The organism is Iodobacter sp. BJB302 (assembly GCF_002735645.1).
Lineage (GTDB): Bacteria > Pseudomonadota > Gammaproteobacteria > Burkholderiales > Chitinibacteraceae > Iodobacter.
On record NZ_PDZG01000007.1, the window covers coordinates 86,285 to 100,325 of the forward strand.

The following is a 14,041-nucleotide window of genomic DNA, read 5'->3' on the forward strand; positions in this document are numbered from 1 at the left end:
ATTGCTTGCTATGCGTTTTAAATAAAGTAAGCGTAAGACGAGCTATTACTATCTGAAATATCCGAGTTAATATGGAATGATTACTGACGTTACTGGATTGTGCCATGCCCGTCCCTTTCCGACACTATGCTCTTTGCTTACTTATTAGCGGCTTATTCTTGGGCGGCTGCGCCTCTGTGCCCGTTGCATCAACGTCTGGCACTGCCGCAAGCGAGCCCGCCGAAGCTGCAGGTGATGCTGAGCCTGTGAGGGATGAAAGTTTTGCTCCGGAATCCTTATCGCGCTTACCTTTAACCAATGATTTATTGCTGCGCTTTTTAGTCGCGGATATTTCTTTGCAGCGTGGCCGCACCGCACTTTCTGCGCAAACATGGTACGACCTTGCTAACCGCACGCATGACCCGCGTGTGGCGCGCCGGGCAACAGAAGTTGCGGTAGGGGCAGGGCAGCTGGGGCTTGCTCAGGAAACTGCTCAGCAATGGATTACGGCCGCACCTAATTCGGTAGGGGCCCGGCAAATATTACTGACTTTATTAATTCGCGCTGACCGGATAGAAGAAGCCCGCCCGCATATCGAGGCTTTACTCGCTGCAAAACCGGAGGAAGCCCCTGCTTTCTTTATGCAAATGCATTTGCTGTGGGATAAAACCAGCGACAGAAAAGCCGCATGGCTGCTGACGGATGAGCTGACACAAAAATATCCGCAGCTGCCAGAGGCGCATTTTGCCCGTGCGGTAGCGATGGCCAACCAGGAGCGCTTTAACGATGCAATTGCAGAGCTGGATCGCGCACTGGCCAGCCGCCCCAATTGGGATGCGGTGATTCAGTACAAAGCTCAGCTTTTATCGAATCAATCGCCTGCCAGCAGCGTGGCGTTTTTGCAAAAATCAGTGAAAGAAAATCCGATGTCGCTGGTGCTGCGCAATTCGCTGGCACGCGAGCTGGTTGCTGCCCAGCGCTTAGCAGAGGCAAATCAGGTTTACCAGGAAGTGCTGAATCTGCAGGCGACAAATTTAGACGCTTTAATTGGCACTGGCTTAATTGCATTGCAGCAGCGCGATTTGGATACGGCTTACCGGAATTTAAGCGCGGCTATTACACAAAACCCACGCAATGTGGATAACTTGCGTTATTACCTTGGACAGATTTCTGAAGAGCGCTACCGTTTTGATGAAGCACTGAGCTGGTATAGCCAGGTAGGGGGCGAGTTTGCACCTTCTGCTAAAAAACGCTTACCCCGGGTTTATGCCCGCTTAGGCAGAATGGAAGAGGCGCGTAAAGCCATCGCGGCCTTGCCTGCAGACACTGAGCAGGCGCGGATTGAACACATCCAGATGGATGCGCAGCTGTGGCGCGAGGCAAAAGATTTTAAAAAGGGTGTGGATACTTTAAGTAAGGGCATTGCTGCTTATCCGCAGTCGGCAGATTTAATTTACGACCGGGCTTTAATGGCGGATATGCAAGGTGATTACGCCTTGGCTGAAAGCGATTTACGTAAGTATGTGGCGCTGTTGCCCGCCAATGCTCAGGGAATGAATGCTTTGGGTTATACCCTGCTGACACGCACCAGTAAGCTGGCAGAAGCCGAAAAACTGCTGGAGCAGGCCATTGCGCTTGAGCCAGACAGCCCGGTTATTCTGGATAGCTTGGGCTGGCTGCGTTATAAGCAGGGCAAAAAGCAGGAGGCAAAAGATTTGCTGCAACGGGCTTATGCAAAATTAACCGAGCCGGATGTGGCGGCTCATCTGGCAGAAGTATTGTGGCAGCTCGGTGATAAAGCCGAAGCAAAAAAAATCGTGGATGAGGCGCTTTTAGTGGATGCAAAAAATGAAACGCTGCTTGAGGTGATTTCCCGCCTGGGTATCCGCTGATGCGTTTATGGCTGGTTTTGCTGCTTTTATTAAGCGCCTGCAGCTCTGTGCCCCAGGCCCCGCGTGCAGGTTATTCGGCTAGTGGCAGGGTGGCTTTAAAAGTTGCAAATGAAAGGCATTATGCGCAATTTGACTGGCATCAGCTGGGTGAGCAAAGCGAGCTTTCGCTATCCGGGCCACTTGGGCAAACGGCGGCAGAGCTGCGGTTCAGCCCTGGCAGTGCCAGCTTGCGTGATGCAAATCAGCGGGAAACTAAAGCTTTCTCTGCTGATGAGTTAATTGCTGAAACTTTAGGTTGGCCCTTGCCTGTGTCAGGTTTGCGCTGGTGGTTGCGTGGTGAGGCTGATCCAGAGCTTGCAGTAACAAGCCAGAGTGAGATTGAAAATGGCCGTTTGCTCTTACAATCAGGCTGGCGTATTGAAAGCACAGATTATCGCGGACAGCCCAGTTTGCCGCACAAATTAACGCTGAGCCGCAGTGATTTAGAAATTAAAGTTGTGATTACAGAATGGCAATGGAATCCTTAATGAGTAACTCACACGATTGGCAGGATTTTCCTGCTCCCGCCAAGCTCAACCTTTTTTTACATATTGTGGGGCGCCGGAGCGATGGCTACCATCTGCTGCAATCTGTTTTTCAGCTGATTGATCTGGCCGATACCATTAGCCTGCGCATCAATGAAGGCGGAGAAATCCAGCATCTGAATCCCTTGCCTGGTGTGCCTGCAGAAAGTGATTTAACTGTGCGCGCTGCGCGCTTGCTGCAAAAAGAAACCGGCTGCAACAAAGGCGTGGATATCCGCGTGGAAAAGCGCTTGCCTATGGGGGGCGGTGTAGGCGGAGGCAGCTCAGATGCTGCTACCGTCATGCTGGCACTTAATCGCTTATGGCAATTAAATTTGCCGCGCAGCAGGCTGATGGAGCTGGGTTTAAGCCTTGGTGCGGATGTGCCGTTTTTTATTTTTGGTGAATCAGCATTCGTAGAAGGAATCGGCGAAATCATGACGCCAGTGGCTACGCCCGACGTTGATTTTGTGGTTCTACACCCGCAAGTCCATGTGTCGACACCACAAATTTTTTCTGATCCTGACTTGACAAGAAATACGCCGCCGATTAAAGTTCCGCACCTCAGCAGCGCCACCACCCAAAATGATCTGGAATACGTGGCCTGTAAGAATCATCCTGAAATACGCGAAAACATTACGTGGCTTAGCCAGTATGCTAATGCAAGGATGACTGGTTCAGGTAGTTGTGTTTTTGCAAGTTTTTCTTCACCCAACGAAGCAAACCGTGTAATATACGACCTGCCTAAAAATATGACCGGATATGTTGCTAGGTCATTAAGTAAGCATCCATTACATGAATTTGCCGAGTTTTAGGCAGTTTCATTAGGGGAGTCGCCAAGTTGGTTAAGGCATCGGATTTTGATTCCGACATGCGAAGGTTCGAATCCTTCTTCCCCTGCCAATCATTCTCAGAGAAGCGTGTAATTTTAAATTACACGCTTTTCGTCATTCTGGAATACGGAAATGGCTTACGATAGCCTCATGGTGTTTACCGGCAATGCTAACCCCAAGCTTGCTGACAGTGTAGTTAACCACCTGGACATCTCGATCGGCCGTGCAACGGTTGGTCGATTCTCTGACGGCGAAGTGACCGTTGAGCTCCTGGAGAACGTTCGCGGTCGCGATGTATTTGTTCTTCAGTCCACCTGTGTACCTACCAACGACAATTTGATGGAAGTCATGCTAATGGTTGATTCGCTGAAACGCGCATCGGCTGGCCGCATTACTGCAGCGATTCCCTACCTTGGGTATTCCCGTCAGGATCGTCGTCCACGCTCTGCACGGGTGCCTATTTCTGCCAAAGTGGTTGCAAATATGCTAACCGTGGCCGGGGTAGACCGTGTTTTGACTGTGGATGTACACGCAGATCAAATCCAGGGCTTTTTTGATATCCCCGTAGATAACATCTACTCGACACCTGTATTGCTGTCGGATATCCGTGAAAAACGCTATGAAAACCTAATGGTTGTAAGCCCGGACGTAGGCGGCGTATTACGTGCCCGCGCCATGGCTAAGCAATTGGGTGTGGATATGGCGATTATTGATAAACGCCGCCCTAAGGCTGGCGTTGCCGAAGTCATGCATATTATCGGTGATGTTAAAGACCGTACCTGTGTGATTATCGATGACATGATCGATACCGCCAACACCCTGTGCAAAGCCGCACAAGCCCTGAAACAACACGGTGCGAAACGCGTATTGGCTTACGCAACGCACGCTGTATTCTCGGGTGCTGCAGTAGAACGCATTATGCAATCTGACCTGGATGAAGTGGTTGTGACTGACACTATCCCGGTCAGCCAGGCTGCACAAGACAGTGGTCGTGTACGTGTGGTATCGATTGCCGGTCTCTTGGCTGAAACGATGCGCCGTATTAACAACGACGAATCCGTTTCGTCCTTGTTTGTAGATTAAATTTTGGACTTCGGTCCGCTTGCTGTGCTGTCTGGTCGCGGACAGCACTTATTTAAATGCACTAAGCCTGCCCTGAGGGTAAGCAAAGTGCTTATGGAGTTTTATCATGACTTTTGAAATCAATGCAGTAGCACGTGACGCGCAAGGTACGGGTGCGAGCCGCCGCCAGCGTCGTGACGGTCGTTTGCCAGCAATCGTTTACGGTGGCGATGTAGCCCCTGTAGCCGTAACTCTTGACCACAACAGCATGTACTACGCTTTGCAAAAAGAAGCGTTCCACACTGCTCTGATCAAGCTGAACATCGAAGGCGCTGCTTCCGAGCAAGTTCTGGTTCGTGCTGTTCAATACCACCCATTCAAGCAATTGGTTCTGCACGTTGACTTGCAACGCGTAAGCGACGCTACTGTTGTTGAATTGAAAGTGCCATTGCACTTCATCAACGGTGACACTTGCCTGGGCGTTAAAATGCAAGGCGGTTCGATCAGCACTGTGCTGAACGAAGTAATGGTTCGTTGCGTAGCTTCCAAGCTGCCAGAATTTGTTACTGTTGACCTGAGCGAATTGTCTGCACTGAAGACATCTGTTCACTTGTCAGACATCAAGCTTGCAGATGGTATCGAACTGGTATCGCTGGCTTCTGGTAAAGACTTGGGTATCGTAAACCTGAACGGCGCAAAAGCTGTTTAAGTTTTAAAGCTCAAAAAAAACCCGCTGCGGCGGGTTTTTTTTCGTCTTTCATTTCTTGCTATCTGCTATTCTTTTTTGTTGGTAACAAATGGAGAAAGCAATGAGAGATGAAGAGTTATATTCCAGTCAGAATCACCTTCAGTCCTTTGTCTGGAGCCCCCTAGCCTGGCTGGCTAATTTACCAGTGATACCGCCGCGGCATAAGGCAAAAGTGAACGGTGCAGCCCTATTGCTGACAATTTGTCTGTTGATTTATTGGCTGGCTCCCAGGCTGGGTATTTCGCCGTTTCATGTCCGCCAGGATGGCCTAGATTACGCGCCTTATTTTACGGATGTGCAGGTATCTGTAGACCATAAAGCACCGCAGGGTATGCTTATTGCCCAGGCGGAGCTGGGCTTGCCTGGGACTTGGCCGTTTTATACGCTGAGCCAGTATTCATCTGAAAATACCCAGCAATTAGTATTAAGGAATCACACAGGCACAATTGTCTGGCAGGTTAGTCTGGATGTGCCCGCAGAAGGGGACGTGACAGCGGCAACTCCTGGCCGCTGGATTGGGCGGTTTAAATTGATTCCTGCCAGTGCAGGCTGGGCATGGTCTGGTGGCTGGAGTATCGAAATAGAATCAGATCGTATTGCATGGGGGAAAATTTATCTGGCCCCTGATGGCAGCTTGCGCCTTATCCGTCATGAGCCCAATGCTGCAACTATGGCCTCGCTCAGAAAAATGGGCGCATAACAGCCCGGCTGGCTAAAGCATTACAGACAGCACTGTGGCTGATTGTTTTATTGTTCTGTGCAAATTGTAAATCAAAGGTCGGCAGGCCCCAGGGTATCATATAGCCCTTTTCGCCCGTTTTTAAGAAAGACTATGCCGCAAATTAAACTGATCGTAGGGCTGGGTAATCCCGGCAGCGACTACGCGCAAACCCGTCATAATGCGGGCTTTTGGTGGGTGGATGAATTAGCTAAAGATGCCAATGCCTCTTTACGCCACGATAATAAATTCCACGGCCTGGCTGCCAAAGCCCGCCTGCATGGCAGTGATGTATGGCTGCTGGAGCCGCAAACTTTTATGAACCGCAGCGGCTTATCTGTGGTGGCCTTAGCACAGTTTTATAAAATTTTGCCCGCAGAAATCCTGGTGGTGCACGACGAGCTGGATATTCCCGCAGGGCAGATCAAGCTCAAACAGGGGGGCGGCAATGGCGGCCATAACGGCTTGAAAGATATTCAGGCCCATCTGGGCACGCCTGATTTCTGGCGCTTACGCGTAGGCATCGGCCATCCTGGCAATAAGGCCGAAGTGGCTAATTTTGTACTCAAGCCACCGCGCAAAGAAGAATTCGAAGGCATTATGGATGTGTTTATCAAAGCTCATCATGTACTGCCTAAAATGCTGGCGGGCGATATGGGCGGGGCGATGCAGCAATTGCATGCGGGTGTGCAAAGGCCAAATAAACCTAAGCCTGATACGGGCACAATAAGCTAGAACACCGCAATTCTTCTTGTACATAAAACCCAATTCTTGAACCACGGAGAGCGCGGATGACACAGAGTTACACGGAGAAAACCTTGTAATGCTTTTCTCCGTGGCCCTCCGTGTTCTCCTTTTCCTCCATGGTTCAAGATTTGGGTTTTGTGTCTAAAGAACTTTGAGATTTTCTGTTTTAGGACTAATGACAATCTATGAATCGCACTCCGGTCAATTTAATCAGTGGTTTTTTAGGGGTGGGCAAGACTACCGCCATGATGAAGCTGCTCGCCAGCAAGCCGCAGAATGAATACTGGGCAGTGGTGGTGAATGAGTTTGGCGAAGTGGGTATCGATGGCGCAAGCCTGTCGGTGGCGGCAGATGGTTTGCAGGTTGCTGAAGTACCTGGCGGCTGCATTTGCTGCACCACCAGCCCCATGCTGCGCGTGACGCTGACAAAATTACTCAAAGGTAAGCGCCCGGATCGCCTGCTGATCGAGCCGTCCGGCTTGGGCCATCCGGCTGGGATTATCGATTTGCTGCGGGATCCTTTTTTGGCCGCTGCGCTGGATGTGCGGGCGGTGCTCACCCTTTTGGATGCACGACATTTACAAGACAGCCGCTATACCAGCCATGAAACATGGCGCGATCAGCTGCAATTGGCCGATGTGATTGTGCTGAGCAAGGCTGATCTGGCCGATGTGGAGCAAATGGGTGCAGCGTGGAAAATGGCGCAAGCCATGTTCCCGCCTAAGCTCGCCATTGTAGAGGCGGTGCAAGGCGTATTCGATCCTGCTTTGCTGGATTTAGATCTGCATCCGGAGCGCTGGCCAGCTGTCAGCACGCCTAACACTCATAGCCATAATCTGCGCAAGCGTGTGAAACCGGTGGCTGCGGTGGAAAAAGAGCTAGTCTGGCCGATTAAAAAATCCCATTCTGCTTTAGGCTCGCACAGCTGCGGTTGGATTTTTTCCCCGGAAACTCTCTTTTTTAGCGGCAAGCTGGCCGATTTATTTGATGCGCTATCCAGCCCGCAAAGCTTAGGATTAGCAGGTTTATCCCGCGCGAAAGGCGTGTTTCATACCGAGCGGGACTGGTATCGATTCGATTGGGTAGATGGCATGCCCGGCGCCACCTCCACGGCTTATCGACGCGATTCTCGTTTTGAAGTGATTGTTAGCAGCGAAACAGCGCCTGATTGGTCGGCGATAGAGGCAGCCATCTTGGCTGCGATGATGTGAAGTCCAAACCCAAACTCAAACCCAAATCTTGAACCACAGAGGACACAGAGAGCACGGAGGGTCACGGAGAAATACCTTCTGTTTTTTTCTCCGTGATCCTCTGTGTCCTCCTAAACTCCGTGCTTCAAGATTTTGGTTTTTAGTTTTTATTTCGGCGTAATTCAATTGCATGGGCGTATTTGATGTAGGAGGCGATGGCTTTGCCTAACGATATCGCTAATCCATCGTGCCCGGCCAGAAAGCCCAGCTTAATCACATAATGTTTTAAAAACGAAAACAGGCAATGAAAGCCTGGTGTGAATGGGCCAATTTTTTTATTGGTTTTTGCGATAGTTTGCGCCTGCCATGTGCCGTAGAGGCAGGCTCGCTTAAAGATATCAGGATAATCTTTATAAGAATAATGGGTAATATGCGCGGGTATTTGTTTTAAAGAATTGCTTTGAATTTTAGTGTGCGCAGCGACAGGCGAAAAATCCACCTGCGTTTTATTAAAAATGCGCCGCACATAATCCGGGTATTGCCCGGCAAAGCGGGTGGTTTGATTGCCGATATAATTGCGGCGGCGCGTTTCAATGGCGCTGACATTTTGCTGGCTTAAATCAGTATTTTTTAAATAAGCCACCAAATCGTCTTCTAAACGCTCATCGGCGTCTAAATTCAGTACCCAATCGTGGCGGCAGTGCGGCAAACCTGCGCTGCGCTGCGGGCCATCGCCCAGGAAGGGCTGCGAAATCACCGTTGCACCTTCTTGTCTCGCTAATTCCACGGTGTTATCACTACTGCAAGAATCAACTACCACAATATCATCGCAAACCTGTTTCATGGAGCGCAGGCATTCAACGATATTGTGCGCTTCATTAAACGTAATAATCAGACCACTTATTTTTAACATGATTTGCAGGCGTATAAGGCTGTATTGAGGCTGCTATAATCTCCCGATTGGCTTGTTGCCCGCAAGGCTCTATTAACAATTTAGTACTTAGGCAAAACTTCCCCGCTGTGCTTGCCGTATTTCACATACAGGCGTCAAAGGTACTTCTGCTGGAAAACTTTTGCGTAATTACTTATCTCATTGTGTTTAATAGATCCTCACATTTTATGGATCCCCTATGAAAGTTAGTGGCTTTACCTTCCTGCGCAATGGCACTCTGCTGGGCTATCCCTATATTGAAAGTTTAAAAAGCTTACTTAGCGTTTGCGATGAAGTGGTCGTGGCGGTGGGTAAAAGCGATGACGATACTCTGGAGCGCGTGCGCGCCATTGGCGATGCGCGAATTCGGGTGATTGAAACCACCTGGAATGAAGATATGAAAGACCGTGGCTATGTCTATGCTCAGCAAAAAATGATTGCTCAGTTTAATTGCAGCGGTGATTGGGCATTTTATCTGGAAGGCGATGAAGTCATTCATGAAGAAGATGCGCCACTGATTCGTGCCGCAATGGAAAAGCATTTAGCCAATCCTGAAGTTGAAGCGCTGGTATTTGATTATCACCATTTCTATGGTTGCCCGGATTTAGTAGCAAAAAGCCCCGCATGGTATCGCCGCGCACCAAGGATTATTCGTAATACGATTCGCAGCTGGGCACCGGATGGCTTGTTTTGGGTAGTGATGCATCAGAATAAGCGGGGCCGCTATCCGAATGCTGCTTTGGTGGGCTGCCCGATTTATCATTACGGCCATGTGCGGTCCAGCGAAAAAATGAATGAAAAAATTCGCCAGGTATCCCGCTATTGGAATCACACCCCAAAGGCGCATGATTACAGCCAGATTGATGCCAGCATTTTGCAGCCCTTTAAAGGCAAGCACCCGGCGATTGTTCAGCCATGGTTTCAAGATTATGCCGAATTAGTATTCACGGCCGATCCACAATATCGTTTATCTAAGCGCGAAAAACGTCATCGCTGGCAAATGAAAGTAGAAAAACTACTGGGCCGCGATTTAACTAAAAAACATTATAGACTGGTGGTGGCATGAATTTAAATATCGCCCGGCAGCCTCTGCTTTGGTTTGCCTTCCTTGCAGGGTTTGCTATTCCCGTTTCCACCGCCATGCAAAATATCAGCGCGGGGGTATTGGTTTTATTCGCGATTTTTACGCCCGAAATCCGCCAGAATATTGGCAATGCATTACGCCAGCCTTTAATTCAGGCTTGTCTTTTGATGTATTCGCTGTTTGTCTTGGGCGTATTCTGGACCGATGCATCAATCAATGATGCACTCGGCATGCTGCTTAAAATGCGGGCTTATTTATTAGCGCCTTTATTTTTTGCTGTATGTACTTTAGCGCCTGTCCGCCAGTACTTATTAGCCGGATTTGGCTTAGGGGCTGCGATTACCCTTGTGCTTTCAATTGGCAGTGGCCTCAGTGGCACGCCCATTATTCAGGGCGCAATCGGCGATTATTCTGTGTTTAGAACCCATACCTATCACAGTACCTTTGTGAGTTTTCTTGCCTGCGGTATTGCCGCTTATTGGATGGCGGGGCGTTTGCCTTCAGCATGGCGCTGGCCAGCAGCAATCACGATTGCCCTGTGTATTTTTGATGTATTTTTTATGGTGAAAGGGCGCACGGCGCAAGTATTGCTGCTTTTACTTTTAGGTTTATTAGTAGTGCTATGGCAGGGCAGGCGTGGTTTTTTTATTGCGCTGATTGCTGCTGCGGTAATGGGCCCTTTGCTTTATTTAGGCTCCAGCTCATTGCGCACAGGAATGAGCACGGTGCAAAGTGATGTACAAAGCTACGATAAAGGCGATATTGATACCTCGGTTGGTTTACGATTATTTTTTCATAAAGTGGCTAAAGACTTAATTAAAGAAGCACCGGTTTTAGGGCACGGTACCGGCAGCTATAAGCAGAATTATTTAAAAAATGCCGGCGATTCAGAAGTGCGCCGCTCATTTGCTAATCCGCATAATGATTATTTATGGCTGGGTGTAGAGCTGGGTGTGGTGGGGATGTTGTCTTTGGTTTTAGTTTTACTCGCTACAGCAAAACAGGCCTGGAGTAGCATTTCGGCTGAACGCTGGCTGGGCTTGGTTTTAGTTTGCTCTTATGGCGTATCAACCTTAGCCAATTCCTTTTTCACCGATAATATTACGGGCCTGGCCTATGTTTTATTGGCTTGTGCCTTGTTGGCGGGTTCCAGTTTTCAGCGTAAGGTTTCTTTATGATCAGCATTATTACGGCCATTCATAATCAATTAGCGGTGAATCAACTATTTTGGGAAAACCTGCAGCGTTATACCCATCACCCTTTCGAGCTGATTATTATTGATAATGGCTCATCTGATGGCAGTGCGGAGTTTTTTGATTCGGTGGGCGTAACGGTGATTCGCAATCACGCGAATTATGCTTATCCACACAGCCAGAATCAGGGTATTGCCATTGCAAAATATGACTGGCTTGCGTTTCTAAATAATGACATTATCGTATCCCCCCAATGGGACCTGAAGCTGATTGAATCGATGACAGCGAATGGCTTAGAGGTGGCGACGGTTTGCGGAATTGAGCAAATTGAAAATGCCCAAGCGACTAAAAAGCTAAAGCACCGCTGGCAAAAAATTAAAAACATCCTCGGTTTATTTGGTTTTAATCGCAGCACGCTCAGCTGGATGCATAAGCTGATGTATCGTAATTGGGAAGGTTTTTGCCTGGATCGGCAAACACGGTTTAAGCATCAGATTAAAGAAGGCTTTGTGGGTAATACGGTAATGATTGCCCGCAGTGCTTTGGCTAAAATTGGCGAGTGGGATGAGCGCATTCAGGCCGCCGATTTCGATTTATATTTACGCACTAAAAAGCGTGAACAGGAAGTGGGCGATATGCGCGCGATGCATGTTTGCCTGGATGTATTTATCCACCACTATATCCGCCTGACAATGAAGGCAGGCTATCCGCCTTTTGCGGATAGAGATCAGCTGATTGGTCTGGAAGATAAATGGTCGGAAGCAGAGCGGGCGCAATTAGCACAATTGAATAAATAGGGCTTAAAACCCAAATCTTAAACCACGGAGAACACAGAGAACACGGAGTTTCACAGAGAAAACCTTTAGTTAGATTTATATTTTCTTACTCTCGTTTTTGTTTTTCTCCGTGTACTCCGTGTCGAAGGTTTATGGTTTGGGTTGTAGTTTGAGCTTTTTAAGACTTGGGAAAAACAATGCAGCTACCTCGCAGCGTTGGTTTAGTCACCGCTCAAAAAGCGGTTTTTGACGAGCCAATTACTTTATCTTCCGGCACTATCCTGCCGTATTACGAGTTGGTTTATGAAACCTATGGCAAGTTAAATGCCGATGCTTCTAATGCTATTTTGGTTTGCCATGCCCTTTCTGGTAATCACCATGTAGCGGGCCGCTATACCGTTGATGATAAAAATCCGGGCTGGTGGGATAGCATGATCGGGCCGGGCAAGCCAATTGATACAGATAAATTCTTTGTAATTGGTTTAAATAATCTGGGTGGCTGCCATGGCTCAACCGGCCCTTCTTCAATTAATCCTGCTACGGGCCAGCCCTATGGTTCGACTTTCCCGCTGGTATTAGTGAGGGATTGGGTAGAAACGCAAAAACGATTAGCCGATCGATTAGGCATTGCCCAATTTGCGGCGGTTATTGGCGGCAGCTTAGGCGGGATGCAGGCGCTGCGTTGGTCGATTACTCATCCAGAGCGAATTCGCCATTGCCTCGTTATTGCCTCTGCACCTAAATTAACTGCACAAAATATTGCCTTTAATGATGTGGCCCGCCAGGCGATTCTGACCGATCCGGATTTCCATGGCGGCGATTATTATCAGCACAATACCCTGCCACGCCGTGGCCTGCGCTTGGCGCGTATGCTGGGGCATATCACCTATTTAAGCGACGATGGTATGGGCGAGAAATTTGGCCGCCTGTTGCGTTCGGGCGAATATAAATACGGCTTTGAAGTGGAATTCGAAATCGAATCCTATCTGCGCTATCAGGGTGATAAATTTGCCGAAGTCTTCGATGCCAATACTTATTTACTAATGACCAAGGCGCTGGATTATTTTGATCCGGCCCGTCATTACAATAATGATTTAGTGGCGGCTTTAAGTGAGGCCCAAGCGAAATTCCTGGTGGTTTCATTTACTACTGACTGGCGCTTTTCTTCTGCCCGTTCTAAAGAAATTGTAAAAGCATTACTCGCAGCTAAGCGCCAGGTTTCTTATGCAGAAATTGAATCAGAACACGGCCATGATGCATTCTTAATGGAAGACGCTCCTTATCACGCCATTATGCGCAACTATATGCAGCGGATTGCGAAGGAGATTGCCCAATGAGCCAACTAAGTTCTTTACGTCCTGATTTGCAATATATTGCCGACTGGATTCCCCCTCAATCCAGAGTATTGGATTTAGGTTGTGGTGACGGTGAATTGCTGGCCTGGCTGGCGGCCAAAAAAGAAGTCAGTGGCTATGGCGTGGAAATTGATGTTAATGGCGTAGTGGCTTGCGTGGCCAATGGCGTAAATGTGATTCAAAGCGATATGGAAAGTGGTTTATCCACTTTTGAAGACCATTCCTTTGATTATGTGGTGCTTTCCCTCACGATTCAGGCTATGCACAATATTGAAGGTATTTTGCAGGAAATGGTCAGAGTGGGTAAAACCGGTATCGTCACCTTTCCTAACTTTGGCTTCTGGGAAAACCGCTGGCAAATCCTTATGGGCAGAATGCCGGTGTCGGAAACGATTCCATTTGAATGGTATAACACCCCCAATATTCATTTTTGTACCGTGAATGATTTTGCTAAGTTATTGAATAAATTAGGTTTAAAAATCGATCATCAATTGGTATTAAATCAGGGTGAAAAAGTAGAGTTCCTGCCTAATCTGTTAGGTAGCCTGGCTTTGGTGCGGTTTAATAAAGTTTAATAGTAATTTAAAAAAACCTAAATCTTGAAACACGGAGGACACAGAGAGCACGGAGTTTCACGGAGAAAAACATGACTCTAATTAAGTTGTTTCGTAGGTTTTAAGTATTTCAAAACTTGTCTAATTAGAATTTGTATCGCAGTTAGTGGCACGGGGCTTAAATCTCCCCTTGAAACACGCCGGAGTGAGGAACAAGCGGGGCGGGGGATCGCTTGGGAGCGAGGCAGCGAGCCAATCCCGCCCGCCGCCGACTCGATTGTCCGCAGCGCCCCCTGTGTCAGGATAGTTGAGATACTCCCTTTTCAGGGATTCTAACTTACTCAGGGGGCTGGTTACTTATCATGTCGCGTATTCCCAAGGCTCGTAAAGATGCCATTTTAAGCAAAATGCTTGCT

The 14,041-nt window shown here is 48.4% G+C and carries 14 protein-coding genes and 1 tRNA gene; 14 read left to right on the plus strand and 1 reads right to left on the minus strand.

Features of this window, described 5'->3' with window-relative positions; translation table 11 throughout:
* The first annotated feature begins 104 nt into the window (after window positions 1–104).
* The 9 genes from CSQ88_RS03950 (at window position 105) to CSQ88_RS03990 (ending at window position 7,753) form a co-directional block, all read left to right on the plus strand.
* On the plus strand, window positions 105–1,871 hold the full coding sequence (locus tag CSQ88_RS03950; RefSeq protein ID WP_099396803.1) for a tetratricopeptide repeat protein: 1,767 nt from the start codon (window positions 105–107) through the stop codon (window positions 1,869–1,871).
* Window positions 1,871–2,398 carry a lipoprotein insertase outer membrane protein LolB gene (gene lolB, locus CSQ88_RS03955; RefSeq protein WP_099396804.1) on the plus strand — a complete coding sequence of 176 codons (528 nt, stop codon included), beginning with the start codon at window positions 1,871–1,873 and terminating at the stop codon, window positions 2,396–2,398. The genes CSQ88_RS03950 and lolB overlap by 1 nt, the downstream gene beginning before the upstream one ends.
* The gene (ispE, locus tag CSQ88_RS03960) at window positions 2,398–3,249 is read left to right on the plus strand and encodes a 4-(cytidine 5'-diphospho)-2-C-methyl-D-erythritol kinase (RefSeq protein WP_099396805.1); all 852 of its coding nucleotides are present in this window, start codon (window positions 2,398–2,400) and stop codon (window positions 3,247–3,249) included. Before lolB ends, ispE begins: the two co-directional genes overlap by 1 nt.
* A gap of 11 nt (window positions 3,250–3,260) precedes the next feature.
* Window positions 3,261–3,337 (plus strand) — tRNA-Gln (locus tag CSQ88_RS03965).
* A gap of 62 nt (window positions 3,338–3,399) precedes the next feature.
* Window positions 3,400–4,350 (plus strand): ribose-phosphate pyrophosphokinase, encoded by a 951-nt coding sequence (locus CSQ88_RS03970; RefSeq protein WP_099396806.1) that lies wholly within the window; start codon window positions 3,400–3,402, stop codon window positions 4,348–4,350.
* A gap of 106 nt (window positions 4,351–4,456) precedes the next feature.
* Window positions 4,457–5,038, plus strand: coding sequence for a 50S ribosomal protein L25/general stress protein Ctc (locus CSQ88_RS03975; RefSeq protein WP_099396807.1), 582 nt, complete (start codon window positions 4,457–4,459; stop codon window positions 5,036–5,038).
* Window positions 5,039–5,138: 100 nt separating this feature from the next.
* Entirely contained in the window at window positions 5,139–5,777 is a 639-nt protein-coding gene (locus tag CSQ88_RS03980; RefSeq protein ID WP_099396808.1) for a hypothetical protein, read from the plus strand.
* Between the two features lie 132 nt (window positions 5,778–5,909).
* Complete coding sequence (pth, locus tag CSQ88_RS03985; RefSeq protein WP_099396809.1) at window positions 5,910–6,530, plus strand: aminoacyl-tRNA hydrolase; 621 nt, start codon at window positions 5,910–5,912, stop codon at window positions 6,528–6,530.
* A 197-nt stretch (window positions 6,531–6,727) separates the two neighbouring features.
* Complete coding sequence (locus CSQ88_RS03990) at window positions 6,728–7,753, plus strand: GTP-binding protein (RefSeq protein ID WP_099396810.1); 1,026 nt, start codon at window positions 6,728–6,730, stop codon at window positions 7,751–7,753.
* A gap of 139 nt (window positions 7,754–7,892) precedes the next feature.
* On the opposite strand, the gene CSQ88_RS03995 is transcribed toward CSQ88_RS03990, so the two are convergent.
* The gene (locus CSQ88_RS03995) at window positions 7,893–8,645 is read right to left on the minus strand and encodes a glycosyltransferase family 2 protein (protein ID WP_099396811.1); all 753 of its coding nucleotides are present in this window, start codon (window positions 8,643–8,645) and stop codon (window positions 7,893–7,895) included.
* Window positions 8,646–8,862: 217 nt separating this feature from the next.
* Here CSQ88_RS03995 and CSQ88_RS04000 point away from each other — a divergent pair, with 217 nt between their 5' ends.
* The 5 genes from CSQ88_RS04000 (at window position 8,863) to metW (ending at window position 13,646) form a co-directional block, all read left to right on the plus strand.
* Window positions 8,863–9,729 carry a glycosyltransferase gene (locus tag CSQ88_RS04000; RefSeq protein ID WP_099396812.1) on the plus strand — a complete coding sequence of 289 codons (867 nt, stop codon included), beginning with the start codon at window positions 8,863–8,865 and terminating at the stop codon, window positions 9,727–9,729.
* On the plus strand, window positions 9,726–10,925 hold the full coding sequence (locus CSQ88_RS04005) for an O-antigen ligase (protein WP_099396813.1): 1,200 nt from the start codon (window positions 9,726–9,728) through the stop codon (window positions 10,923–10,925). The genes CSQ88_RS04000 and CSQ88_RS04005 overlap by 4 nt, the downstream gene beginning before the upstream one ends.
* On the plus strand, window positions 10,922–11,737 hold the full coding sequence (locus CSQ88_RS04010; RefSeq protein ID WP_099396814.1) for a glycosyltransferase family 2 protein: 816 nt from the start codon (window positions 10,922–10,924) through the stop codon (window positions 11,735–11,737). The genes CSQ88_RS04005 and CSQ88_RS04010 overlap by 4 nt, the downstream gene beginning before the upstream one ends.
* A 176-nt stretch (window positions 11,738–11,913) precedes the next feature.
* Entirely contained in the window at window positions 11,914–13,053 is a 1,140-nt protein-coding gene (locus CSQ88_RS04015; protein ID WP_099396815.1) for a homoserine O-acetyltransferase, read from the plus strand.
* A complete protein-coding gene (metW, locus tag CSQ88_RS04020; protein WP_099396816.1) occupies window positions 13,050–13,646 on the plus strand; it encodes a methionine biosynthesis protein MetW in 597 nt (198 codons plus the stop codon). Before CSQ88_RS04015 ends, metW begins: the two co-directional genes overlap by 4 nt.
* Window positions 13,647–14,041: the final 395 nt, after the last annotated feature.